This is a genomic window from Streptomyces sp. NPDC127197 (assembly GCF_042672405.1).
In the GTDB taxonomy this organism is placed as follows: Bacteria; Actinomycetota; Actinomycetes; order Streptomycetales; family Streptomycetaceae; genus Streptomyces; species Streptomyces flavusporus.
Map to the genome: position 1 here is coordinate 55,180 of NZ_JBHXVG010000024.1, position 23,927 is coordinate 79,106.

The 23,927-nt window shown below is 71.1% G+C and carries 24 protein-coding genes; 12 read left to right on the plus strand and 12 right to left on the minus strand.

All coding sequences use genetic code 11. The features are described 5' to 3' along the window. The first annotated feature begins 200 nt into the window (after positions 1 to 200). Genes egtA through egtD form a run of 4 tightly spaced genes read left to right on the plus strand, consistent with a single transcriptional unit; the run spans position 201 to position 4,625 of the window. Positions 201 to 1,538 (plus strand): ergothioneine biosynthesis glutamate--cysteine ligase EgtA, encoded by a 1,338-nt coding sequence (gene egtA, locus ACFVJQ_RS30775; protein ID WP_385788791.1) that lies wholly within the window; start codon positions 201 to 203, stop codon positions 1,536 to 1,538. Continuing rightward, entirely contained in the window at positions 1,535 to 2,875 is a 1,341-nt protein-coding gene (gene egtB / locus ACFVJQ_RS30780; protein ID WP_385788793.1) for an ergothioneine biosynthesis protein EgtB, read from the plus strand. Before egtA ends, egtB begins: the two co-directional genes overlap by 4 nt. Beyond that, a complete protein-coding gene (egtC, locus tag ACFVJQ_RS30785) occupies positions 2,875 to 3,666 on the plus strand; it encodes an ergothioneine biosynthesis protein EgtC (RefSeq protein ID WP_385514413.1) in 792 nt (263 codons plus the stop codon). Before egtB ends, egtC begins: the two co-directional genes overlap by 1 nt. Continuing rightward, positions 3,663 to 4,625 (plus strand): L-histidine N(alpha)-methyltransferase, encoded by a 963-nt coding sequence (egtD, locus tag ACFVJQ_RS30790; RefSeq protein ID WP_385788795.1) that lies wholly within the window; start codon positions 3,663 to 3,665, stop codon positions 4,623 to 4,625. Before egtC ends, egtD begins: the two co-directional genes overlap by 4 nt. Here egtD and ACFVJQ_RS30795 read toward each other — a convergent pair whose 3' ends face one another. Continuing rightward, complete coding sequence (locus ACFVJQ_RS30795; protein WP_385788797.1) at positions 4,626 to 5,897, minus strand: extracellular solute-binding protein; 1,272 nt, start codon at positions 5,895 to 5,897, stop codon at positions 4,626 to 4,628. Between the two features lie 215 nt (positions 5,898 to 6,112). On the opposite strand from ACFVJQ_RS30795, the gene ACFVJQ_RS30800 reads away from it, so the two are divergent. Further along, positions 6,113 to 6,328: a dodecin gene (locus tag ACFVJQ_RS30800; protein ID WP_385514410.1), complete on the plus strand. Its 216-nt coding sequence runs from the start codon at positions 6,113 to 6,115 to the stop codon at positions 6,326 to 6,328. A 15-nt stretch (positions 6,329 to 6,343) separates the two neighbouring features. Here the strand turns inward: ACFVJQ_RS30800 and ACFVJQ_RS30805 are convergent, their stop codons facing one another. Next, positions 6,344 to 6,835 carry a hypothetical protein gene (locus ACFVJQ_RS30805; RefSeq protein ID WP_385788799.1) on the minus strand — a complete coding sequence of 164 codons (492 nt, stop codon included), beginning with the start codon at positions 6,833 to 6,835 and terminating at the stop codon, positions 6,344 to 6,346. Positions 6,836 to 6,886: 51 nt separating this feature from the next. On the opposite strand from ACFVJQ_RS30805, the gene ACFVJQ_RS30810 reads away from it, so the two are divergent. Then, positions 6,887 to 7,885, plus strand: a complete 999-nt coding sequence (locus ACFVJQ_RS30810) for an LLM class flavin-dependent oxidoreductase (RefSeq protein ID WP_385788801.1) — start codon at positions 6,887 to 6,889, stop codon at positions 7,883 to 7,885. On the opposite strand, the gene ACFVJQ_RS30815 is transcribed toward ACFVJQ_RS30810, so the two are convergent. The 5 genes from ACFVJQ_RS30815 to ACFVJQ_RS30835 all read right to left on the minus strand — a co-directional run bounded on the left by ACFVJQ_RS30815 (position 7,852) and on the right by ACFVJQ_RS30835 (position 13,102). Then, complete coding sequence (locus tag ACFVJQ_RS30815; RefSeq protein WP_385514407.1) at positions 7,852 to 8,721, minus strand: lysophospholipid acyltransferase family protein; 870 nt, start codon at positions 8,719 to 8,721, stop codon at positions 7,852 to 7,854. The genes ACFVJQ_RS30810 and ACFVJQ_RS30815 overlap by 34 nt on opposite strands. Further along, complete coding sequence (locus ACFVJQ_RS30820; protein WP_385514406.1) at positions 8,721 to 9,494, minus strand: GNAT family N-acetyltransferase; 774 nt, start codon at positions 9,492 to 9,494, stop codon at positions 8,721 to 8,723. The genes ACFVJQ_RS30815 and ACFVJQ_RS30820 overlap by 1 nt, the downstream gene beginning before the upstream one ends. A gap of 239 nt (positions 9,495 to 9,733) precedes the next feature. Further along, entirely contained in the window at positions 9,734 to 10,483 is a 750-nt protein-coding gene (locus ACFVJQ_RS30825) for a succinate dehydrogenase/fumarate reductase iron-sulfur subunit (protein ID WP_129802670.1), read from the minus strand. Further along, a complete protein-coding gene (locus ACFVJQ_RS30830) occupies positions 10,480 to 12,429 on the minus strand; it encodes a fumarate reductase/succinate dehydrogenase flavoprotein subunit (protein ID WP_385788804.1) in 1,950 nt (649 codons plus the stop codon). The genes ACFVJQ_RS30825 and ACFVJQ_RS30830 overlap by 4 nt, the downstream gene beginning before the upstream one ends. A gap of 1 nt (position 12,430) precedes the next feature. Further along, positions 12,431 to 13,102 (minus strand): succinate dehydrogenase, encoded by a 672-nt coding sequence (locus ACFVJQ_RS30835; protein WP_385514435.1) that lies wholly within the window; start codon positions 13,100 to 13,102, stop codon positions 12,431 to 12,433. 120 nt (positions 13,103 to 13,222) lie between these two features. Here ACFVJQ_RS30835 and ACFVJQ_RS30840 point away from each other — a divergent pair, with 120 nt between their 5' ends. Beyond that, positions 13,223 to 14,107 carry a LysR family transcriptional regulator gene (locus tag ACFVJQ_RS30840; protein WP_385788806.1) on the plus strand — a complete coding sequence of 295 codons (885 nt, stop codon included), beginning with the start codon at positions 13,223 to 13,225 and terminating at the stop codon, positions 14,105 to 14,107. Between the two features lie 166 nt (positions 14,108 to 14,273). Here ACFVJQ_RS30840 and ACFVJQ_RS30845 read toward each other — a convergent pair whose 3' ends face one another. From ACFVJQ_RS30845 to ACFVJQ_RS30855, 3 genes are all read right to left on the minus strand, one after another. Beyond that, on the minus strand, positions 14,274 to 16,415 hold the full coding sequence (locus ACFVJQ_RS30845) for a putative bifunctional diguanylate cyclase/phosphodiesterase (protein WP_385788808.1): 2,142 nt from the start codon (positions 16,413 to 16,415) through the stop codon (positions 14,274 to 14,276). Further along, a complete protein-coding gene (locus tag ACFVJQ_RS30850; protein WP_385788810.1) occupies positions 16,412 to 17,224 on the minus strand; it encodes an SAM-dependent methyltransferase in 813 nt (270 codons plus the stop codon). Before ACFVJQ_RS30850 ends, ACFVJQ_RS30845 begins: the two co-directional genes overlap by 4 nt. Before the next feature lie 320 nt (positions 17,225 to 17,544). Beyond that, the gene (locus tag ACFVJQ_RS30855; protein WP_385514401.1) at positions 17,545 to 18,519 is read right to left on the minus strand and encodes an SCO0930 family lipoprotein; all 975 of its coding nucleotides are present in this window, start codon (positions 18,517 to 18,519) and stop codon (positions 17,545 to 17,547) included. Positions 18,520 to 18,973: 454 nt separating this feature from the next. Here ACFVJQ_RS30855 and ACFVJQ_RS30860 point away from each other — a divergent pair, with 454 nt between their 5' ends. Genes ACFVJQ_RS30860 through ACFVJQ_RS30870 form a run of 3 tightly spaced genes read left to right on the plus strand, consistent with a single transcriptional unit; the run spans position 18,974 to position 20,148 of the window. After that, positions 18,974 to 19,270 (plus strand): hypothetical protein, encoded by a 297-nt coding sequence (locus ACFVJQ_RS30860; RefSeq protein ID WP_385788812.1) that lies wholly within the window; start codon positions 18,974 to 18,976, stop codon positions 19,268 to 19,270. After that, positions 19,236 to 19,364 (plus strand): hypothetical protein, encoded by a 129-nt coding sequence (locus ACFVJQ_RS30865; RefSeq protein ID WP_385268248.1) that lies wholly within the window; start codon positions 19,236 to 19,238, stop codon positions 19,362 to 19,364. The genes ACFVJQ_RS30860 and ACFVJQ_RS30865 overlap by 35 nt, the downstream gene beginning before the upstream one ends. Before the next feature lie 16 nt (positions 19,365 to 19,380). After that, positions 19,381 to 20,148, plus strand: coding sequence for a DUF4239 domain-containing protein (locus ACFVJQ_RS30870; protein WP_385514399.1), 768 nt, complete (start codon positions 19,381 to 19,383; stop codon positions 20,146 to 20,148). Positions 20,149 to 20,271: 123 nt separating this feature from the next. On the opposite strand, the gene ACFVJQ_RS30875 is transcribed toward ACFVJQ_RS30870, so the two are convergent. Continuing rightward, positions 20,272 to 21,366: a hypothetical protein gene (locus tag ACFVJQ_RS30875; protein WP_385788814.1), complete on the minus strand. Its 1,095-nt coding sequence runs from the start codon at positions 21,364 to 21,366 to the stop codon at positions 20,272 to 20,274. Between the two features lie 335 nt (positions 21,367 to 21,701). Here ACFVJQ_RS30875 and ACFVJQ_RS30880 point away from each other — a divergent pair, with 335 nt between their 5' ends. Beyond that, on the plus strand, positions 21,702 to 22,370 hold the full coding sequence (locus tag ACFVJQ_RS30880) for a class F sortase (protein ID WP_385514396.1): 669 nt from the start codon (positions 21,702 to 21,704) through the stop codon (positions 22,368 to 22,370). A 30-nt stretch (positions 22,371 to 22,400) separates the two neighbouring features. Here the strand turns inward: ACFVJQ_RS30880 and ACFVJQ_RS30885 are convergent, their stop codons facing one another. Continuing rightward, positions 22,401 to 23,234, minus strand: a complete 834-nt coding sequence (locus tag ACFVJQ_RS30885) for a polysaccharide deacetylase family protein (RefSeq protein WP_385514395.1) — start codon at positions 23,232 to 23,234, stop codon at positions 22,401 to 22,403. A 151-nt stretch (positions 23,235 to 23,385) separates the two neighbouring features. Here ACFVJQ_RS30885 and ACFVJQ_RS30890 point away from each other — a divergent pair, with 151 nt between their 5' ends. Next, entirely contained in the window at positions 23,386 to 23,847 is a 462-nt protein-coding gene (locus ACFVJQ_RS30890) for a universal stress protein (protein WP_129802660.1), read from the plus strand. The last annotated feature ends 80 nt before the right edge of the window (positions 23,848 to 23,927 follow it).

Sequence of the window (23,927 nt, forward strand, 5' to 3'; positions counted from 1 at the left end):
CATGAACGCATCGTGAGCGATGCTGGTCATGCGGCGCAACAGAGTTTTCCCTGCCCCCCAACGAGAGGTGACCGACCCCTTACGCCTCGCGGCGCACTCTTGTGCGAAGCGACGAGAGGGTCTTGGGTGGGACGAGTGTGCCGGTCCGACTTGCGCTCCTCCGGACCGGCGGCATGGTGGAATCTCAGGAGGATCCCGACATGTCCGACTCAGTCAGTGGCTGTACGGAGCCACGTCCCGCCGTCACCGAAGCGGAGGTTGAGGCGCTGGTCCGTGGCATCTGCTTCAAGACCGGCCCGCCCCGCGCCCTCGGTGTCGAAGTGGAATGGCTCGTCCAAGAGCTGCAGAAACCGCAGCTCCCCGTCACACCCGAACGACTCGAAGCGGCCTACGCCGCACTGAGCACCGTCCCACTGCGGTCGGTGCTCACCGTAGAACCCGGCGGCCAGCTGGAGCTCAGCTCGCCGCCCGCCGCCTCCCTGATGGAGTGCATCGGCACCGTCTCCGCCGATCTGGACGCCGTCCGCGCGACCCTGCGCGAGCATGATCTCGGCCTCCTTGGCATCGGCCACGACCCGTGGCACGCTCCCCGCCGCTTCCTGCGCGAGCCGCGCTACGACGCGATGGAGACCTGTCTCGACCGCACCGGCCCGGCCGGCCGCGCCATGATGTGCACTTCGGCCTCGGTCCAGGTGTGCCTGGACGCCGGCTTCGAGGAGCCCGGCCCGCTCGGCCATGTGCGGCGCTGGTGGCTGGCGCACCACCTGGGCGCGGTCCTGCTCGCCGCCTTCGCCAACTCCCCGCTGGCCGGGCACCGGCCCACCGGCTGGCTGTCCACCCGTCAGCTGCGGTGGATCCAGATCGGCGCGGGCCGGGCGGGTGCGCCCGCACTGGACGTCGATCCGCGCGGCGCCTGGGCACGCCATGTGCTGGACGCACCGGTGATGTGCGTACGGCGGGACGGCGGCCCGTGGGATGTGCCCGAGGGACTGTCCTTCCGGGAGTGGACCAGGTCGGGGTCGCCCAGGCCTCCGACCCGGGACGACCTCGGTTACCACATGACCACGCTGTTCCCGCCGGTCAGACCGCGCGGCCATCTCGAGCTGCGGATGATCGACGCGCAGCCCGGCGACGAGGGGTGGACCGTTCCGCTCGCCGTGACCGCGGCGCTGTTCGACGACCCGGAGGCCGCCGAGACCGCCTACCGCGCGGTGAAACCCCTGGCGGAGCGGGCCATGTCGCTGCCTGCGCCGCACAATCCGCTGTGGCTGGACGCGGCCCGGTACGGGCTCGCCGACCGGGAGTTGCACGAGGTGGCCGTCGTCTGTTTCGCGGCGGCGCTGCGGGCGCTGCCCCGGCTCGGCGCCGGCACCGAGGTCACCGACGCCGTGGCGGCGTATCAGGACCGCTATGTCACCAGGGGCCGCTGCCCCGCCGACGATCTGTTGGACCGGCTGCGCGGTACGGACCTCCCCCGGTCCCGGCCTCGCTCGACCGGGGGGATCCCCACCCCGCACGGGAAGGACTTCCGCACATGACCGACCCCGCCCTCGACACGGATACCGACACCGAGACCGACATCGAAGCCTTCCGCGAGCGCGCGCTGACCTCGCTCACCACCGCGCGGGAGCGCACTACGCTCCTGACCAGCTGTGTCGAGGAGCCCGACCTGACGGCCCAGCACTCGCCGCTGATGTCCCCGCTGGTGTGGGATCTCGCGCACATCGGCAACCAGGAGGAGCTGTGGCTGCTGCGGGCGGTCGCCGGGCAGGAGGCGATACGGCCCGAGATCGACAACCTCTACGACGCCTTCGAGCACCCGCGCGCCGAACGGCCCTCGCTGCCGCTGCTGCCGCCCGCCGAGGCCCGCCGGTACGCGGCCGAGGTGCGCGGGCGTGCCCTGGACGTGCTGGACGGCACTGCGTTCCACGGGACGCGTCTGACGGAGGCGGGTTTCGCCTTCGGGATGATCGCGCAGCACGAACAGCAGCACGACGAGACCATGCTGATCACCCATCAGCTCCGCCGGGGCCCGCAGGCGCTGCACGCCCCCGATCCGGAGCCCGCCCCGCTGTTCACCGGGCCCGCCGAAGTCCTGGTACCCGGCGGCCCGTTCACCATGGGCACCTCCACCGAGCCATGGGCACTCGACAACGAACGGCCCGCGCACCGGCGCGAGGTGCCGCCGTTCTACATCGACACGACCCCGGTGACGAACGCGGCCTACCAGGCGTTCATCGAGGACGGCGGCTACGACGACCCGCGCTGGTGGGCGGCGGACGGCTGGACGCACACCCGCCGCAACTCCATCCACGCCCCGGCGTTCTGGCGCCGCGACGGCGGACAGTGGCTGCGCCGCCGCTTCGGCGTCACCGAGGTGGTGCCGCCCGACGAGCCGGTGCTGCACGTGTGCTGGTACGAGGCGGACGCCTACGCCCGCTGGGCCGGGCGCCGGCTGCCCACCGAGGCCGAGTGGGAGAAGGCCGCCCGCCACGACCCGGCGACCGGCCGCTCGACCCGCTACCCGTGGGGCGACGCCGACCCGGCGCCCGAGCACGCCAACCTCGGCCAGCGGCATCTGCGCCCGGCGCCCGCCGGTAGCTACCCCGCCGGGGAATCGCCCCTGGGCGTACGGCAGTTGATCGGCGACGTGTGGGAGTGGACGGCGAGCGACTTCCTGCCGTATCCGGGGTTCACGGCGTTCCCGTACAAGGAGTACTCGGAAGTGTTCTTCGGACCCGAGTACAAGGTGCTGCGGGGCGGTTCGTTCGCGGTGGACCCGGTGGCCTGCCGGGGCACGTTCCGCAACTGGGACTATCCGATCCGGCGGCAGATCTTCTCCGGGTTCCGCACGGCTCGCTCGGGGGACGTCTGATGTGCCGTCACCTGGCGTATGTGGGCCCCGAGGAGCCGCTCGGCCGGCTCCTGGTGGACCCGGCGCACGGTCTGTACCGGCAGTCCTGGGCTCCCCGGCGGCAGCGGTACGGAACGGTCAACGCCGATGGTTTCGGGGTCGGTTGGTACGCCGAGGGGGACCCGGTGCCGGCCCGGTACCGGCGGGCCGGGCCGATCTGGGCGGACCTGTCCTTCGCCGACCTGGCGCGGGTCGTACGGTCCGGCGCGCTGCTCGCCGCCGTGCGGGACGCGACGCTGGCGGGTGCCGACGCGGAGGCCGCCGCGGCGCCGTTCGCCGCGGGGTCCTGGCTGTTCAGCCACAACGGCGCCGTCACGGGCTGGCCCCACTCGCTCGCCCCACTCACCGGGGGCCTGTCCCCGGTGGACCTGCTGTCCCTGGAGGCCCGTAACGACTCCGCCCTCGTCTGGGCCCTCGTGCTCGCCCGGCTGCGTGCCGGTGACGACATGGGCCGGGCCCTGGCCGACACGGTCCCGGAGGTCGCCGCGGCGGCCCCCGGCTCCCGGCTCAACCTGCTGCTCACCGACGGCGTGTCCGTCGCCGCCACCACCTGGGGCGACACCCTCTGGTATCTCGCCCGGCCCGACGGCGGCACCGTCGTGGCCTCCGAACCGTACGACGACGATCCGCGCTGGCAGGAGGTCCCCGACCGCACCCTGCTCGCGGCGAGCCGCACCGAGGTGCAGCTCACCCCGCTCAAGGAGCCGAGCGACGCCTCGGCGGACGCACCACCGAAGGAGCCCCGCACGTGAGTCCGTTCCTTCTCACCCGCACCCTGCCCGAGGACGCCACGGACGCGGCACTGCGCGCCGACGTCCAGCAGGGACTGACCAGCACGCCCAAGACACTGCCGCCGAAGTGGTTCTACGACGCGTACGGCAGCGACCTGTTCGAGCAGATCACCGAACTGCCCGAGTACTACCCGACGCGCGCCGAACGGGAGATCCTCATCACCCGCTCCGCCGAGATCGCCGCCACGGCCCGCGCCCGCACCCTCGTCGAACTGGGCTCCGGCTCCTCCGACAAGACCCGGCACCTGATCGACGCGCTGACCGGGCTGCACACCTACGTCCCGGTCGACGTGAGCGAGAGCGCCCTCACCCAGGCCGGGCAGGCGCTCGTCGCGGAACGGCCCGGCCTGAGCGTGCACGCGCTGATCGCCGACTTCACCGCACGCCTGGAACTGCCGGACACGCCGGGCCCCCGGCTGCTGGCGTTCCTCGGCGGCACGATCGGCAACCTGCTGCCGGCCGAGCGCGCGGCGTTCCTGGCCTCGATCCGCGCCCTGCTCTCGCCGGGCGACACCCTGCTGCTCGGCACGGACCTGGTCAAGGACGAGCAGGTCCTGGTCCGCGCGTACGACGACGCGGCCGGGGTGACGGCCGCGTTCAACAAGAACGTCCTGGCCGTGGTCAACCGCGAGCTGGGCGCCGACTTCGACCCCGGCGCCTTCGACCACGTGGCCCTGTGGGACACGGCCGACGAGTGGATCGAGATGCGGCTGCGCTCCCGCACGCACCAGACCGTGAAGGTTCCCGCGCTCGATCTCGCCGTGGACTTCGCGGCGGGCGAGGAGTTGCGCACCGAGGTGTCGGCGAAGTTCCGCAAGGAGGGTGTACGCGCCGAACTCGCCGCTGCCGGACTGAGGTTGAGCCACTGGTGGACGGACGGCGAGGGTCGTTTCGCGCTGTCGCTGAGCACCGTTCGCTGATCAGCCGAAGGGGACCGCCAGCGCCTCGGTGATCCGACGGGAGGCGCGGCGGGCCTCCGTCGCCGGGTCGGCACCGGTGAGCACCTTGGTCATGTACTCCTTGATCGGGTTGTCGGCCTCCACGTTCGCCCACTCGGGAGTGCTGGGGGTCGCCCGGCCCTGCGCGGCCCCGGCCGCCATGGCGGCGACCCCCTCCTCGTCGGCGACGGCCTGTGCGAGCGTCGTCTTGTTGGGGACGTAGTTCATGGTGCGGGCCAGCTCGGTGTTCCACTTGGCTCCGGCGAGCGCCTCCACGACGGCGACGGCGCCGTCGCGTGCGTCGGTGTTGTTCGGGATGACGAGGTCGGAGCCCCCGGTGAAGACGGCGCCGGGCCGGTCGGCGCTCTTGCCGGGGACGGGGAAGAAGCCCAGCTCGCCGTCGAGTTCGGGGTTCTGCTGCACGATCGCGCGGGCGAGCCCCGGCACGGCCACGATCTGCGCCACGCGTCCCTCGGCGAACACACCGGCCTGCGGCGGGTGTTCCTCGTCCGCGTCGACCGGGCCCTTGCCGAGGGCCTGGAGCCGCCGGTAGAAGTCCATGCCGCGCAGGGCGGCCGGGGTGTCCAGGGTGCCCCGCCAGGTGCCGCCGTCCTCCTGCGCCAGGTCGCCGCCCTCGTCCCAGACGAAGCCGGAGAGCGTGTACCAGTCCTGCCCTGCCAGGTAAATTCCTTGGTTTCCGGCCGAGTTGAGCTTCTCGGTGGCGGTGAGCCACTCCTCGCGGGTCCGCGGCGGGGCCTCGATACCGGCCTGCCGGAAGAGGTCCTTGCGGTAGATGACGACGCGATTGGCCGCGTACCAGGGGATGCCGTACTGCGTCGACCGCTGCCGGCCCGGCTCGGCGAGGCCGGGCAGCCAGTCGCGCATACCCCAGTCCCGCAGCGACTCCAGGGTCAGGTCGAGCAGTCCGCCTCCCTCGACGTACTGCGGGACCTGGGTGTTGCCGACCTCGATCACATCCGGCCCGGCGGTGGCCCCGGTGGCGTCCGTTTCGAGGGCGGCCTGCACCTTCTCGCCGATCCCGGTCCACTCCTGGATGCGGATGTCGAGGTCGAGGTCGCCGTGGGTGCGCTCGAACTCCTCGGTGAACCGCTCCAGGAAGTCCTTCGAGGCGCTGTCCTTCATCAACCACACGGTGACGGTGCGCCGTTCGGTCCCCCCGCCCTGCGGCACGAGTCCGCATGCGCCGACGAGGGATACGGAGACGCAGACGAGGGCGAGGCGGCGAAGTCTCACGAGGGGTGGTCCTGTTCTGTCTGGCGGACAGGGCGGAGTGTCCCGACGTGGGGGAACGAGCGCGAGGGCTCGCACGGGTGTGCCGATTTTGGTATGGACCAATGCGGAGGTCAAGGGATTCCCGGCGAGCCGGCCGACGCCTCGCGCTCCGGCGCAGCTTGGGGCACGGTGGAGTGACGCGTGACACACGGGTCACGGCGGAGAGGAGTACCTGCATGTCGAACCACACCTACCGGGTCACGGACATCGTCGGCACCTCGCCCGAGGGCGTCGACAAGGCCATCCGCAACGGCATCAGCCGCGCCTCGCAGACCCTGCGCAACCTGGACTGGTTCGAGGTGACCGAGGTACGGGGCCAGCTCGACAACGGGGAGATCGCGCACTGGCAGGTCAGCATGAAGGTCGGATTCCGCCTCGAGGACGCAGGCTGAGCGGCGGCCCCGGGGTCAGGTCCTGCCTTCCCGCTCCTGCGCCACCTTCAGTGCGGCGGAGGGGGCCGCCCAGCGCGCCCGTACGACGGTGAATCCGGCCTGCTCGGCGTCCTCGCACACCAGTTCGTCGTCGTCCACGAGGACGCGGATCTCCCGGGTGCGGGCGAGTCGGCGGAGGATCCCCAGCTTGGTGTACCGGGCGGGCCTGCGGTCATCGTTGCGCCGCATGTACACGCGCCCCTCGGGCAGGCCGTGCGCGGCCAGCCACTCGAGCGTGTCCGGCCGGCAGCGCTCGGGCCGTCCGGTGAGGTAGACGACCTCGCATTCCCGCGCGCTCTCCAGCGCCAGCGTCACTCCTTCGGCGATCGGCGGATCCTCGGGCGCGGCTGCGAAGAAGCCGTCCCAGTCACGCGGCTTGCGCTCCAGGAACCGCTGCCGGTGAGCGGTGTCGGCGAGGGTGTTGTCCAGATCGAAGACGGCGAGCGGGCGTTCGTCACGTGCGGTCACAGTGCCACCCTAGACGGGGAATGCCAGGGCTTTCCGGGCGTTGAACCCTGTGTGAGTTCCGTGATCGCCCAGACCCGCTTCTCCGTCCTCGACCGTTCCCGGACCCGAGAGGGACACACGAACGCCGAGGCGCTGCGCGACACCGTGCGGCTGGCGCAGGAACTGGAGGGACTCGGCTACCACCGCTTCTGGGTCTCGGAACACCACGGGGTACCCGGCGTCGCCGGATCCGCGCCGACCGTGCTGGCCGCCGCCGTGGCCGCCGCGACGCGGACGATCCGGGTCGGCACCGGAGGCGTCATGCTGCCGAATCACCAACCCCTCATCGTGGCCGAGCAGTTCGGCGTGCTGGAGTCGCTCTTCCCGGGGCGGATCGACATGGGGCTGGGCCGGTCGGTGGGCTTCACCGACGGCGTACGCAAGGCGCTGGGCCGCGACAAGGGCGTCGCCGAGGACTTCGCCGCCCAGCTCGACGAGCTGCTGGGCTGGTTCCGCGGCACCTCCCCGACGCGGGTCCACGCGCGTCCCGCGGAGGGCCTCACCGTGCCGCCGTTCGTGCTCGCGATGGGCGAGGGGGCCGCCATCGCCGCCCGCGCGGGCCTGCCGATGGTCATCGGCGACCTCAGGAACCGCGAGAAGATGCGGCGCGGGATCGACCACTACCGTGCGAACTTCCGGCCATCGGAGTGGGCGTCGGAGCCGTACGTCGTCATCTCCGGCACGGTCGCGGTGGCCGCGACCCCCGAGGAGGCCCGGCGACTGCTGATCCCGGAGGCCTGGTCCATGGCGTACTCGCGCACGCACGGCACCTTCCCGCCGCTGCCGCCCGCCGAGCGGGTCGAGGCGCTCACCATGACGGACCGGGAGCGCGGTTTCTACGAGTCCGGTCTCACCGGCCAGCTCGCGGGCACCGAGGGAGAGGTCGCCCACGAGCTGGAGACCGTGCTGAAGGAGACGGGCGCGCAGGAGGTCCTGGTCACGACCAGCACGTATGACCGTGCGGCCCTGCTGGACTCCTATCGGCGGCTTGCCCGGATCATCGGCTCATAGCCCGGCGGGCTCTCGGCCCGCACCTCCAGCGCCCGGTCGACCGTGTGCGTCCAGCCCGGCTCGGGTGTCGTGGCCGGCTGGGCGGCGTGGGCGAGGGAGCGGCGGTCGGGGTGGGTGCCCGGTGGGATCGGGTCCCGTACGTGCACCTCGGCGACCAGGCCGCGGGCCGTCGCCACCCGCCACAGGGAGGCGAGGAGGGAGTCCTCGCCGACGAAGGCCGGGGCGGTGCTGGCGTGGCCGTCGGCGAGGCGGTAGTGGATGCGGACGGGCTGGACGGGGACCCCGGCGTCGAGGGCGGCCTGGAAGGCGGCCCGCCGGAAGGTGCCCTGGGCGCGACCGCACCACGTGCTGCCCTCGGGGAAGACACCGACCGCCGTCCCGGACCGCAGGAGGTCGGCGATGTGTGCCACCGTTCCCGGCAGCGCGCGCAGCCGGTCACGTTCGATGAACAGGACACCCGCGCGCGCTGCCAGCGCACCCGCGACGGGCCACTGCCGTATCTCGGTCTTGGCGACCATGCGCGCCGGGCGTACGGCGGCGAGCAGCGGGATGTCCAGCCAGGAGATGTGGTTGGCGACCAGCAGCAGCCCGCCGGTGGGCGCGGCAGCGCCGGTGATACGGACCCGGACCCCCGCGGCCCACGCGATGGTCCGCGCCCACCGGCGCACCGCACCGGCGGGGATGCGCCTGCCGAGCGGCAGCAGCACGATCCCCGCGAGGAGCAGCACCGTGACGGCGGTGAGCCGCAGCACGCCCCACAGCACGACCGCCCCACGCCCCGCGGGCTCCACGCACGCCCTGGGGGTGCAGGGCGCGCTGGGCAGCCAGACGCTCATCAGGCCGGGACGAGCGAGAGGAAGTGCCGCAGATAGCGGGGGTTGACCCGGCGCATCGACAGCAGCACGTACAGGTCGGCCACGCCGAAGTCGGCGTCGTGTGCGGGCTGACCGCACACCCAGGCACCCAGGCGGACGTAACCGCGCAGCAGGGGCGGGAGTTCGGTGCGCTCGGCCGGGCGGGCGACGCCGTCGGCGACCCAGGGCAGCAGCGGCTGGACGCGGTACTCCTCGGGGGCCAGGTTCTTGGCCTGCACCCGGTCCCAGGTGGCGGCCGCGAGGGCGCCTCCGTCGGCGAGCGGGATGGAGCAGCAGCCGGCCAGCCACTCGTGGCCGCGGTCGACCATGTACCGCGCTATCCCGGCCCAGATCAGGCCGATGACGGTGCCGTCGCGGTGGTCCGGGTGCACACAGGAGCGGCCGACCTCGACGAGGCCGGGGCGGATCGGGTCGAGCCGGGTCAGGTCGAACTCGCCCTCGGAGTACAGCCTGCCGGCAACCGAGGCCCGCTCGGGCGGCAGCAGCCGGTAGGTGCCGACGACCTGACCGGTGAGCGTGTCGCGGACCAGAAGGTGGTCGCAGTACGCGTCGAAGGAGTCGATGTCGAGCCCCGGCTGCGGTGTGGCGAGCAGCGCACCCATTTCGCCGGCGAAGACGTCGTGCCGCAGCTTCTGAGCGGCCCGCACGTCGTCCTCGTCGCGGGCGAGGGTGACGGTGTAGCGGGTGGGTGCCGCTGGCTGCGGGGGACGATCGAGGGTGGAAACGCCGGTCATGGCACACTCCTGGTCACGGGCCGGTTCGACGACGGCAGCGGGCGGGCCGGGTCTTTCGGCCTGCCGCCACAGTTCTTCCGATGCCGGTTGGCGTGTGCGTGACCGGTGGCCGGAGCGTGGATGTGCGGATGTTGAATGCCAGGGGTGGGCTCAGAAGCGAGACGGGACCGGGATGAGCACCACTCCCGGTCCCGCCCGTCCGCACCTTGTCGGCGAACGTCTCTCCCACCTGGGCGGGACTACCTCTTGGCCGCCTTGCGGGTGGCGCGCAGCCACTCCTTGTTCATGCCGGTGATGGACATCAGCGGGATGCCCTTCGGGCAGGCGGTGGCGCACTCCCCGGTGAGGGTGCAGCCGCCGAAGCCCTCCTCGTCCATCTGCGCCACCATGTCGAGGACGCGGCTCTCACGCTCCGGTGCGCCCTGCGGGAGCACGTTCAGGTGGTTGACCTTGGCGGAGGTGAAGAGCATCGCCGAGCCGTTCGGGCAGGCGGCCACGCAGGCGCCGCAGCCGATGCACTCGGCGTGCTCGAAGGCGAAGTCGGCGTCCGGCTTCGGCACAGGCGTGGCGTGGGCCTCGGGCGCGGAGCCGGTCGGGGCGGTGATGTAGCCGCCGGCCTGGATGATCCGGTCGAAGGCGGACCGGTCGACCACCAGGTCCTTGATCACCGGGAAGGCCGAGGCACGCCACGGCTCGATGTCGATCGTGTCGCCGTCCTGGAAGGACCGCATGTGCAGCTGGCAGGTGGTGGTGCGCTCGGGACCGTGCGCGTCGCCGTTGATGACGAGCGAACAGGCACCGCAGATGCCCTCGCGGCAGTCGTGGTCGAAGGCGACCGGGTCCTCGCCCTTGAGGATGAGCTCCTCGTTGAGGGTGTCGAGCATCTCCAGGAAGGACATGTCGGGGGAGATGCCGTCCACCTCGTACGTGGACATGGTGCCGTCGGCGTCGGCGTTCTGCTGCCGCCAGACGCGCAGGGTGAGCTTCATGCGTAGCTCCGCTGGGTGGGGTGGACGTACTCGAAGACCAGGTCTTCCTTGTGCAGGACGGGCGCCTCGCCGGTGCCGGTGAACTCCCAGGCGGCGGCGTAGGAGAACTCGTCATCCCTGCGGGCGGCCTCGCCGTCCGGGGTCTGCGACTCCTCGCGGAAGTGGCCGCCGCAGGACTCGGAGCGGTGCAGCGCGTCGAGACACATGAGCTCGGCGAGCTCCAGGTAGTCGACGATGCGGTTGGCCTTCTCCAGGGACTGGTTGAACTCCTCACCGGTCCCGGGCACCTTGATCCGCCGCCAGAACTCCTCGCGGACCTGCGGGATGCGCTCGAGTGCCTTGCGCAGCCCGGCGTCCGTGCGGGCCATTCCGCAGAACTCCCACATCAGCTCGCCGACTTCGCGGTGGAAGGAGTCGGGGGTGCGGTCGCCGTCGACGGACAGGAGCAGGTTGAGCCGGTCCTGGGTCTCGGCCAGCACCTCCTGGACGACCGGGTGTTCGTCGGTGACCTGATCCTGGTGCGGGTTGCGGGCGAGGTAGTCGTTGATGGTGGCCGGCAGCACGAAGTAACCGTCGGCGAGGCCCTGCATCAGCGCGGAGGCGCCGAGGCGGTTGGCTCCGTGGTCGGAGAAGTTGGCCTCGCCGATCGCGAACAGGCCGGGGATGGTGGTCTGGAGGTCGTAGTCGACCCAGAGGCCGCCCATCGTGTAGTGCACGGCGGGGTAGATCCGCATCGGCACCTCGTACGGATCCTCGTCGGTGATCCGCTGGTACATGTCGAAGAGGTTGCCGTACTTGGCCTCGACGGCCTTGCGGCCCATCCGCTTGATGGCGTCCGCGAAGTCCAGGTAGACGCCCTGCCCGCCCGGACCCACTCCCCTGCCCTCGTCGCAGACGTTCTTCGCGGCGCGGGAGGCGATGTCGCGGGGGACGAGGTTGCCGAAGGACGGGTAGATGCGCTCCAGGTAGTAGTCGCGCTCGTCCTCGGGGATCTGGCTCGCCGGCCGGGTGTCGCCCTTGGCCTTCGGCACCCAAATACGGCCGTCGTTGCGCAGCGACTCGCTCATGAGGGTGAGCTTGGACTGGTGGTCACCGGTGCGCGGGATGCAGGTGGGGTGGATCTGGGTGAAGCAGGGGTTCGCGAAGTACGCGCCACGCCGGTGCGCCCGCCAGACGGCGGTGGCGTTGGAGTTCATCGCGTTGGTCGACAGGTAGAAGACGTTTCCGTACCCACCGCTGGCGAGTACGACGGCGTCCGCGAAGTACGTGTCGATCTTGCCGGTGATCAGATCGCGCGCCACGATTCCGCGTGCCCGCCCGTCGACGACGATCAGATCCAGCATCTCGGTACGGGGGTGCATCTCGACGTTTCCCGCGGCGATCTGCCTGCTGAGCGCCTGGTAGGCGCCGAGCAGGAGCTGCTGGCCCGTCTGGCCGCGGGCGTAGAACGTACGCGACACCTGGACGCCGCCGAAGGAGCGCGTGTCGAGCAGACCGCCGTACTCGCGGGCGAAGGGCACGCCCTGCGCGACGCACTGGTCGATGATCTCGACGGAGATCTGCGCGAGCCGGTGCACATTCGACTCCCGCGCCCGGAAGTCGCCGCCCTTGACGGTGTCGTAGAAGAGGCGGTGGATGGAGTCGCCGTCGTTGCGGTAGTTCTTCGCGGCGTTGATGCCGCCCTGCGCGGCGATGGAGTGGGCGCGGCGCGGGGAGTCCTGGTAGCAGAACTGGACGACATGGTAGCCCTGTTCGGCGAGCGTGGCGCCGGCGGAGCCGCCCGCGAGGCCGGTGCCGACGACGATCACCGTGTGCTTGCGCCGGTTGGCGGGGTTGACCAGCTTGGCCTCGAAACGGCGCTTGTCCCAGCGCTCGTTGATCGGGCCGGACGGGGCCTTGGCGTCGACGACCGGCTCACCGGTCGCGTAATCCACGTAAGAGGTCATGTCAGCTCACCACTCCGGTCATGACGCCCACGGGTACGGCGATGAAACCGGCCGTGAGCAGCAGCGCAAGGACGTTGGCGACGGTCTTCAGGGCGCGGTCGCGGGTGCGGCTGCCGGCGCCGAGGGTCTGGGCGGCGCTCCAGAAGCCGTGCCGGATGTGCAGGCCGAGGGCGAGCATCGCGACGATGTAGATGACGTTGCCGTACCAGGTGGAGAAGGTGTCCACGACGTTCTGGTACGGGTGGCCCTCCTGGAAGCCGCCGGAGTGCACGGTGCCGGTCGTCAGGTCGAGGATGTGCCAGACGATGAACAGGCCGAGGATGATGCCGCCCCAGCGCATGGTGCGCGTGGCATAGGAGGCCCGCCGCTTCTTGTGCACGTACTTGCTGGGGCGCGCCTTGATGTCACGGCGGCTCAGCTGGTACGCCGAGATCGCGTGGGCGACGACAGCGACCACCAGCACGATCCGGACGAGCCACAGCGTCCACTCGTAGTGCATGAACGGCTCGCCGACGGTACGCAGCCAGTGCGCGTAGTGGTCGAACTCGCCCTCCCCGAAGAAGATCTTCAGGTTGCCGATCATGTGGACGACCAGGTACAGCAGCATGATCAGACCGCTGACCGCCATCACGGTCTTCTTGCCGACGGAGCTGTCCCACACCGTGCGTGCCATGGACGGCCGTCGGTCCGTCCGCGTTGCCAGAGCCATGTCTCAGGACGCTAGGGCCGAACGACCCCATCGGTCCAAGACATGGTCCGGCTTGTTTCGATAGGCATACCCTATGCTTGCTGGATGCAGTTCCAGCAGCTCCAGTACTTCGTGGCGGTCGCCGAGACCCGGCACTTCACCCGGGCCGCCGACCTCGTCCATGTCGCCCAGCCGTCGCTGTCCCAGCAGATCAAGGCGCTGGAGCGGGAGCTGGGTGCCGATCTGTTCCTGCGGGCGCGCGGGAACATCACCCTCACCGACGCCGGCGAGGCCCTGCTGCCCCTGGCCCGGCGGATCCTGGCCGACGCGGACACGGCGCGGCACGAGGTGCAGGAGCTGGTGCAGCTGCGCCGGGGCCGGGTGCGACTGGGCGCGACCCCGAGCCTGTGCACGGGCCTGCTGCCGGACGTGCTGCGCGCCTTCCACGACCGCTATCCGGGCATTCAGCTGCTGATCGAGGAGGGCGGCTCGCACGATCTCGTACGCGAGCTCGCCCGCGGAGCGCTCGACCTCGCCCTCGTCGTCCTGCCGCTGCCGACGCCGTCCCCCGCGCTGACCACGGTGGAGCTGCTGCGCGAGGACCTGGTGGTGGTGTCGTCACCGGAGGCACCCCGCCCGGGCGGCGGCCGGCGTACCGTCCGGATCGCCGATCTGGAGGGCGAGCGCCTGGTGATGTTCCGGCACGGCTACGACCTGCGGGAACTGACCGTCGCCGCGTGTCGCTCCGCTGGGTTCGAGCCGGACTTCGCGGTGGAGGGCGGGGAGATGGACGCGGTGCTGGGGTTTGTGCGGGCGGGGCTGGGCGTGGCCGTCGTGCCGCGCATGGTGGCGGCGCGGTCGGGCCGGGGGCTACGGGTTACGCCGCTGGCCCGGCCCGGACTGCACCGGACGATTGCGCTGGCGCATCGTAGCGATGTGGCTCCGCCTCGGGCCGCGAGGGAGTTGCAGCGGATGCTGCTTGAGCGGTGAGGCTCCGCTCCGCTCGGGGCGCGGTTTCTGGAGCGCCGTTCTTGTCAGCGCTGTGCAGGTCGCTGTGCAGGTCTGCGGGTCGTCTGTGGCTGGTCGCGCAGTTCCCCGCGCCCCGTCGGGGCGCGCCCCCGACGGGGCGCGGCCCTCTGGGGGCGCGGCCCGTCAGTCAGCCCGTTGCATCCACCAGCGCCAGTTCGTGCAGCCTTTCCGGTGGGCCCGGACGGGCGTAGTACCAGCCCTGGGCCGTGTCGCAGCCGAGGATGCGTAGTTGTTCGGCCTGCGCTCCTGTCTCCACGCCCTCCACCGTCACCGCCAGGTCCAGGCTGTGGGCGAGAGAAACGATCCCCTCGACGATCTTGAGGTCGACGGGATCGGCCGGGAACTGCTGCATGCCCTGGGTGAAGGAACGGTCCAGCTTCAGGATGCTCACCGGCAGGCGACGGAGGTTGGCGAGGTTGGAGTAGCCGGTGCCGAAGTCGTCCAGGGCGATGTCGACCCCCATCTCGGCCAGCCGGCGCAGCGGCTTCAGCAGGTCGTCGTCGGCGCCGATCAGGGCCGACTCGGTGACCTCGAGACAGAGCGCGTCGGGCTCGACGCCCGCGGCCTGCAGGATGTCGACGGTGTCCTGGACCAGGCCGGCGTGCGTGAGCTGGCAGGGCGAGAGGTTGACGTTGATACGCAGCGGGGCGGTGGCCGTGCCGGCGTGGCGCTCCCGCCAGTCACGGGCCTGCCGCACCGACTGCTCCAGGACCCAGCGGCCGAGCGGAACGATCAGGCCGGTGTGCTCGGCGAGCGGGATGAAGCGGTCGGGGCCGAGGACGCCGTGCTGCGGATGCAGCCAGCGCACCAGCGCCTCGGCGCCGCGCACGCTGCCGTCGCCGAGGTGGACCAGCGGCTGGTACTCGATGAAGAACTCGCTGCGCTCCAGAGCCATGGGCAGCGCGGTGGTCAGCCCGTGCCGGGTGATGACGCGGGCGTCGGCCTCGGCGTCGGCCAGCTCGAACCGGTTACCGCCCGCCGACTTGGCCCGGTACATCGTGATGTCGGCGCTGCGCAGCACCTCCGCCGCGCTCCGCTCCCCCGCCGCGCCCTCGACGATGCCGATGCTGCCGCGCACGGTCAGCTCCCGGCCCTCCACGGTGACCGGGGAGACCAGCGCGTTCATGATGCGGGCGGCGAGTTCGTCCACCTCGCGCCGACTGTCGGGGCCGGTGGTCAGCGCCACGAACTCGTCGCCGCCGAGCCGGGCGACCATCTCGCCGGGCGCGGTGGCACAGGCCTGCAGCCGGTCGGCGACCTCGACGAGCAGCCGGTCGCCGGCCGCATGGCCGAGGCTGTCGTTGATGGTCTTGAATCCGTCGAGGTCGAGGTAGCACAGTCCGAAACGCCGGCCCTCGCCGGCGTTCAGCACCTTCTCCAGGCGTTCGAAGAACAGGGTGCGGTTGGGCAGGCCGGTGAGGGCGTCGTGCGTGGCCTCGTAGCGCAGCCGGAGGTTGAGCAGCCGCCGCTCGGTGGTGTCCTCCATGAGGGCCAGCTGGTACTGCGGGTTGCCGTCGGCGTCACGCAGCAGGGAGACGGTCAGATTGGTCCACAGGACCGTTCCGTCAGGCCGGTAGAAGGCCTTCTCCACGTGGTAGTGCTCGCGCTCGCCGCGCACCAGTTCCTCGTACAGCCGCCACACCTGGGGCGCGTCGTCCGCGTGCGTCCACTCGCGGAAGTTGCGGCCGCGCACGCTCTGCTCGGAGCCGCCGAACATGCGCAGCAGCGCCTGGTTGGCCTCCAGGACGTTTCCGTCCAGGTCGGCGATGCCGATGCCTATGGCCGCGCCCTCGAACACCGCCCGGAAGCGGGCCTCGCTCGTGTGCAGCGCCTGCGCCACCACGCCCTGGGCACGCAACGCCGCCTGGGCGATGGCCTCCTGCTCGGCCAGGGTCCGCTCGCGCAGCGCCTGGGCGAACCCGGCGGCCACGGCGTGCTGCAGCCGTGCCGACCGCGCCCGCAGATCGTCCTGCGGACCGTCCTCGCCGCAGTAGAGCACCAGGTAGGCGTCGATGCAGTCCAAGGCCCGGGTGAGCGCCTCCGGGCCGGTGCAGTGCGCGTCGACCAGGGCGGCACCGATCGCCCGTGCCTCGGCCGCGTCGAAGGTGCGGGCCCGCAGCATCTCGCTCAACCGCCCGGCCAGCGGCAGCAGTTGCTCCTCGAACTCCGGCCGGGTCAGCGACGTCGAGGTGGCCGGGAACACCGCCCGGCTCCAGATCGTCGCGAACCGGCGCACTCTGTCCTCCGGCCCGTCCGGCTCCGCGCTCACGCCGTACGCCCCACGCCCGCGAAACCGGAGAAGGCATACGGATCCTCGTCCTCCGGTTCGGTGTCCGGTCGCCATACGGGCATCGGCACCAGTCCCGGTTCCACCATGTCGTACCCCTCGAAGAACCGCGCGATCTCCTCGCGCGAGCGCATGATCAGCGGGTTGCGAAGGTCCTTGTATACGTTCACCGCGCCGCTCGCCCGCTCGGGTGGCAGCGGGATTCCCTCGTACGAGGCATGGGTGAGAACCAGCATGCTGCCGGGCGCCAGTGCGTCGCTCAGTTGAGCCACCGCCCCGTAGGGATCGTCTGCGTCCTCCACGAAGTGGAGTATGGCAACGAGGAGCAGCGCCACGGGCCGGTTCAGGTCGAGCAGGCCCTCCACTTGAGGGCTCGCCAGGATTTCCTGCGGCTTGCGGAGGTCGGCGGCGACGACGTCCGCGTTCTCGTTGCCCTCGAGGACGGCCTCGCTGTGCGCCACGGCCACCGGGTCGTGGTCGACGTAGACCACGCGCGCTCCGGGGCGCGCCTGCTGGGCCACCTCGTGGACGTTGCCGAAGGTCGGGATGCCCGAGCCGACGTCGAGGAACTGTGTGATGCCCTCGCCGACCGCATACCGTACCGCGCGACGCATGAACGCCCGGTTCGCCTGCATGATCTTGGGGAGTCCCGGCATGAACTCCATCGCCCTGCGGGCCGCCTCCCGGTCGACCTCGAAGTTGTGCGAACCGCCCAGGTAGTAGTCGTACATTCGCGAAACGCTCGGCACCGAGATGTCGATGCTCCGTGGGGCCCAGGCGGGACGCTCCATCTATCTCTCCAAGGCGTAGGCGATCCGGTGTTCGAGCTGAGGCTACTGATCGCCCGCCAAAGGAGCGAGCAGAAACGGAAATTGACCATCCGTTCCCGGTCACTGCCTGCGGCACGTGCCAAATTGACCCACTCGGGAACAGGCTACGAAAAGTAGCCGCAGCATCTCGCAGAGTTCCGGAGTTCCGGCGTAAGGGGATGAGTCAGGCGGACTCCCGGTGAATTACGGCAAAGCGGTCCGCCTTCCGCGAGGGGTGCGGAAGGCGGACCGCGAGGTCGCGCGCCGGGGCCGGACCTGGTGGGGAGGTCCTCCTGCTCTTCCTACTCGGGCGCGCCGACCGGCTTGCCGTCGGGCGCCACGGCGAACCAGGTGCCGCCCACGCCCTGACCGTTGGTGTCGCCGGGCTTCTTGTCGCCGGCGAAGGTGTAGATCGGTACGCAGTCGATGGTCTGCTGCTTGATGCCGTCGGGGCGGTCGAAGACGACGTAGCCCCGGTTGGGGGTGGACCCTTGCAGATCGATCCCCTTTGTGTCCTTCGCGTCGACCGGCGCGACGACGGGCCACTTCTCCAGGCACTCACCGGTGCACGCGGTCTTCATCGGCCACTGCGAGTCCTTCATGAAGCGGTAGACCGTGTGGCCGTTCTTGTCGACGACGATCTCCCCGAGCTTCGGGTCCTCACGGGTGGACAGTCCGGGCAGGTCGGCGAGCTTGGCCTTCTTGCCGTCGGGGGCCAGCGCGTACCAAGTGCCGCCCACGCCCTGGCCCTTGGTGTCGCCCGGGTTGACGTCCTTCGCATAGCGGTACGCCGGCCAGCCGGCGATCGTCAGCTGCTTGGTGCCGTCGGGACGGGTGACCTCGCCGAGCAACTCCTCGTCGACTCCCTCACCGGCCTTGACATCGTCCGCAGGCACGGGCGGCCAGGCGGTCGCACAGTCGCCCTCGCAGTTGGTCTTCGGCGGCTCGGCGGTGTCCTGATCGAACCGGTACAGGGTGCGACCGGCACTGTCGGTCAGCACCTGACCGAGCTCCGCATTGGCCGACACCGCCAACTTGCCCGCAGGGGCGGCCTGGGCCCCGGCGTTCTGCTGGTCCGGCGCCGCACCCGCATCGGCCCCTGTTCCGGTACCCGTACCCGAACCGAGGCCCGTGCCGCCGTAACCGCCCGCCGCGGCCGTGGCGCCCACGTTCTGACTGGCCGACTGGCCGCCGTTTTCCTGACCGCACGCCGTCGTCAGCGCCAGTACGGCCACGGCGCTCGCCACGAGTGAGGCGCTCCGCCAGGAGGTCTTCATCGTCAACTCCCCATAATCCCAAGGGTGTTGCAGCGCCCTGCTGCGCCGCCGCACGACAATGGGTACGAACGGGGACGGTGGTTGTGTTCAACCGCGACGAGATTTCTTTCCGAAGTCCGTGAAGTGGCCGACCGGACTCCCGGGTGGGTCGCATGTGCGTCCACCCGCCCGGACACACGGGCGCCCGCTGATCAAACGCCCTGCCACCTCGCTTCCCTCCTTCGGGGCAATCCCCCGGCCGAGGCGCGTGCGGCGCCCTTCGGCGCCTCATGATCTCCGTCGTGCATGGATCCGAACCGACCCGTTCGCCCGTCGCCGTACGGGTGTTGGCCCTGGTGACACTGGCCTGGGTCCTCGTCGGCGCCCCGGCCGGTGCCGCGACGGCCGACGCCTGTGCGTACGCCTCGACCGGACCCGGCGGCACAGAGGCGGTGGCGGTGGCGGGGAGCCACACGTGGCCCACTCCCCCGATGTGCCCGTCGCCCACACCGACACCCACCCCGTCTCCGCCGCCGAAACCGGCCCCGTCGCCCCCTCCGGAGCCACCGCCGCCACCGAAACCGACGCCGGAGCCACCGCCTCCGCCTTCTCCGCCGGCTCCCCTGCCCGCACCGCCCGCCGCTCCCACCCCGACTCCGACGCCCACCCTGCGGCCGACCCCGACCCCGACCCCTACTCCGAAGCCGTCGCCCACTCCGCGTCCCTCGGTCACCCCGGTGAGCTACCCGGAGTACCGCACCCCGCCGCGTAACCGGCCCTCGCACCACGGCCGGTCGCCGGTCACCTACGTCCTGCTCATCACCGCGCCCGCGGTGATCGCCGTCGCCGCGCTGCGGCCGCGTTGATCCCTGGAGGAACCCGTTGCCGGAATGGCTTGTTCTCACCCTCGCGATGCTGGCCGCCTGCGCCGTGGTGGTCGTCATCACCCTCCTACGCCACCGATCGGCGTCCGAGGACGAGGATCCCTCCGAGACGCCGGACGTCATCGAGTACATGACGATGTGGATCGGCGTGGTCTACGCCATCGTCCTGGGCCTGGCCATCGCCGGTGTCTGGGAGGCCCGCAGCGTCGCCCAGGAGCACGTCCGGGCGGAGGCCCAGGCGCTGCACGAGATCTCGGAGCGGGTGCGGGTCTACCCCGCCGACGTCCGTGACCGCATCCGGGACGATGTCAACGCCTATGTAGGACATGTCGTCACCACCGAGTGGCAGGCGATGGCCGACAACGGCAAGGTCACCGAACGCGGCACCGAGCTCCTGGACCGCGTACGCGCGGACGTGACGGACTACCAGCCGAAGTCGGACTTCGAGGCCCAGGCCTACCAGCCGCTCCTCGACCAGGTGGCCGCGGCGGACCAGGCGCGTGCCGCCCGCGCGGACTCGACCGCGCCGACCATGCCGGGCGTGGTCTGGTTCGGCCTCGTCGTCGGCGCCGTGATCACCATCGGGATGATCCTCGCCCTGCAGATCCGGCGCACACCACGCGAGCTGATCCTCGCCGGCCTGTTCTCCGCGCTGATCGCCTTCCTGCTCTTCCTGATCTGGGACTTCGACGCACCCTACAGCCGTGGCATCACAGCCTCGGCCGAGCCGTTCCTCAGCCTCTTCCCCGACGCCGAGCGCGGCTGACAGGCCCCTACCGCGGCATCCATTCGCCGCCACCGCAGAGGCCTTCGCCACGGATTCCGTCGGGACGTCGGGATACGTGGCGAAGGCCTTGCACATGAGAGGCGCCTGAGGGCCGGCCGGGCCTCAGTTCTGCTGCTCCGAGCGGCGGCGCACCCAGAGCAGCCCGCCGCCGAGGACGGCCGAGGCCACCATGCCGCCGCCGATGGCCATGTCGGTCGGCGTCGCCCCGACGCTGCTGCTGCCGCCGATGCCGCCGCGGACACCGCCGAGGACGGTGAAGGCGCCCGGGCGGGTCAGGATCCTGCCGGAGCAGTTGACGGTGATGTCGTACCTTCCGGGGCGGGCGTTGCTGTTGATGATCGCGGTGGCCCTCAACGCCCCGCCGGCGCTGTTGATCGGCAGCCTGGTCGTCGGGAAGGCAGGGGATGTGATGGTGCCGCCGTTGGGGCAGTCGTTGACCGTGACGGCCAGCTGGCCGCCTCGGGAGATCACGCCGGGCAGGGCGACGATATTCCTCGGGGAGACGACGCCGTTGCCACCGGCGTTGCCACCGGCGTTGCCGCCGCCATTGCCGCCTCCGATGCCGCCGCCGTTTCCGCCGCCGTTCCCCCCACCTTTCCCGCCGTTGCCGCCGCCATTACCGCCGTTCCCGCCGAAGCCGCCGCCGTTCCCCCCACCATTACCGCCGTTCCCGCCGAAGCCGCCGCCGTTCCCCCCACCATTACCGCCGTTCCCGCCAAAGCCGCCGCCGTCACCCCCACCATGGCCACCATTACCGCCATTACCGCCGAAGCCACCGCCGCCGTTTCCGTTGCCGTTGCCTCCGAAGCCGCCGCCGTTCCCGCCGAAGCCGCCGCCGTTTCCGTTTCCGTTTCCGCCGCCGTTCCCGTTACCGCCGAAGCCGCCCCCATCACCCCCACCATTGCCACCGTTACCGCCGAATCCGCCGCCGTCACCCCCACCATGGCCACCATTACCGCCGAATCCGCCGCCGTTGCCGCCGCCGTTCCCATTGCCCCCGAAGCCGCCGCCGTTGCCGCCGCCGTTCCCGTTGCCCCCGAAGCCGCCGCCGTTGCCGCCCCCGTTGCCGCCGTTCCCACCAAAGCCGCCGCCGTTCCCGCCGCCGTTCGGGTCTTCCCAGGCCACGGCCGCGGGAGCGGCGAGCCCGAGGGCGGCGACGGCAGCCGCAGAGGCCGCCAGTGCACGTAGAGTTCGCATGTCTTCCTCCGCGGAAGACGCCCCGGGACCCGTCCCCGGTCGATCGGCGAGAAAGCGTCTCCCAGACAGACCCTCAGTTGCCGGGGACGCACCCGCATTTCGGCAATGGTCCGTCCTGGTGAGGCGACACGCCGGGCGAAAACCACACAATCGGATATTGCCGCAGGTCACGCGCCGTCGAAAAATTCCTGTTCGCGGCGACTCGGATGGCGCACCGGGAAGCCGCGCAGGGCCACCCGTTCGTATCCGCCCCGTCGCCTGTGACGCACGCTGGACTTAGCGTTCTCCCATGCGCGAAATGACGTGGCGACGGCCGCGTCGAGAGGGGATGGCGAATGTATGTTTCCGAGTTCGGGCCGGCCGAAGAGGAGGTGCGGCCGAGGAAGCGTGCCCCGTGGGGCGTGATAGCGCTTGTCCTGCTGACCGGTCTCGCGCTCATCCGGAACGGCTCGGGGGAGTTCAACGTGGGTCCGCCGCAGCCCGCGTCGGCGGCGGCCTCGGACACCCACACCGTCCCGGGCACCTTCACGAATGCCCCGTCCCCGCTGCCCTACTCCGTGCCGGACCGGGTCCGGATTCCCGCCATCCAGGTCAACGCGCCCATGATGCCGGTCGGTCTGGACGCGGCCGGCTGGGTCGATGCGCCGCCGCCCGAGAACACCAATCTGGCGGGCTGGTTCACCGGTGCCGTCGCCCCCGGGGAAAAGGGCACCGCGGTGATCGTCGGCCATGTCGACAACCACCAGGGGCCCGCCGTGTTCTACGGTCTCGGGTCGCTGAAGCGGGGGAATCGGGTGGAGGTCACCCGGCAGGACAGAAGGACCGCCGTTTTCGAGATCTACAGCATCGAGGTGTTCGAGAAGAACAACTTCCCCGGCGACCGGGTCTACGGTTCCAAGGGCACAGCCGAGCTGCGGGTCATCACCTGCGGCGGCGGTTTCTCCGAGCAGAACGGCTACGACGGGAACGTGGTCGCCTTCGCCCGCATGGTCGAGGTCCGCTGACCGGGCCCCGACGGTGCGGGCGCGCGCCCCTCACACCTGGTACCGGCGTGGCACGGTGATGTGGTAGCCGGCGTCCAGCAGCTGCGGCAGATAGTCGCGCAACGCCCGCACGCTCTGCGAGCGGTCTCCGCCGGAGTCGTGCGAGAGCACCACGACACCGGGGCCGGCGCCGTTTCGCACCCGGTCGACAATGGTGGGGGTGCCGGGTTCGATCCAGTCGAGGGAGTCGACGGTCCAGGCGAGGGGTTCCATGCCCAGTTCGGCGCCGAGTTGGAAGACCGCCCGGTTCCAGGCGCCGTAGGGGGCGCGGAACCAGCGGGGCCGCTCGCCGTACGCCTCCTCGATGATCTCGCTGGTGCGCTCCATCTCGGAGCGGATCCGGCCACGGGTCAGCCCGGTCAGCAGGGGGTGGGACCAGGTGTGGTTGCCGACGACGTGCCCCTCTTCGGCCATCTCGGCGAGCAGGTCCTTGTTGTGGACGACCATCTCGCCGCACACGAAGAACATGGCGCGGACGTCGTAGGTCCGCAGGGTGCTCAGGATGTCCGGGGTGTAGTGCGGGTCGGGGCCGTCGTCGAAGGTCAGCACCATGGTGCGGCCGATTCCGGTCACCCGCAGGAGGGGTTCACTGCGTACCGGGGTCCGGCCGGAGGCGGCCGGAGGGCCGTATCCAGCGAGAGGCTGGAGGCGGTGGGCGGAGGGCTTGAGCGGGCGGCGCGCCGGAGGACCCGCCGCGGGGGCAAGCGGTGTGACCGGGTCGCTGTCGGTGCCCAGGGCAAGCAGACGGGCCGTTCCGGCCGCGCCCAGTGCGGCTGCGCCGCCCAGCACCACCCTGCGCCGCGTGAGCATCTGATCCTTCTTCATGACTCATCAGTCGCCCGGCCCACGCCCGGCGCATCTCAGCAACACCGCAGCGGCGGCAGGAAACACCCGTGCGGCCCATGACACCCCGTCCGCGGCGCCCCGTCGCCTCCCGCCCGGCGTCCGGACCTGCGGCTTCCGATAGCCTCGAGCCGTGACGGAACAGCACTCGCACCAGTTCGAGCGCGGCACGGACGGCCCGAAGGTCATCCTGGTCGGCGTGGACGGCTCGGACACCTCGATGCGGGCGACGGCGTACGCCGCGGGCCTGGCCCGCAGGCAGAAGGCTCTGCTCGCCATCGTGTACGTCCAGCCGGTCATGGCGGCCGGCGCGGCGCTCGGGGCGCCGGTCGCGGCGACGACCGACGCGATCGCCGAGAACCTGGTGACGGAGATCCGGGAGGCCACCGAGCGGCTGAAGGGGATATTCGAGCTGCGCTGGGAGTTTCACACCTTCCGTGGCGATCCCTACAACGGCCTGGTCAAGGCGGCGGACGAGCTGAAGGCGGACGCGGTCGTGGTGGGCGCCTCCGAGCAGGCCGGTCACCGCTTCGTCGGCTCGGTGGCGGTGAAGCTGGTGAAAGCGGGACGCTGGCCAGTGACCGTGGTGCCGTAGGGCGTGTGTGGCGTCTTCCTTCGGGGACGTGGCTGAGCCATCATGATCCGCGGTCAGCCGGTTGCCGATCGCGAAGAGGT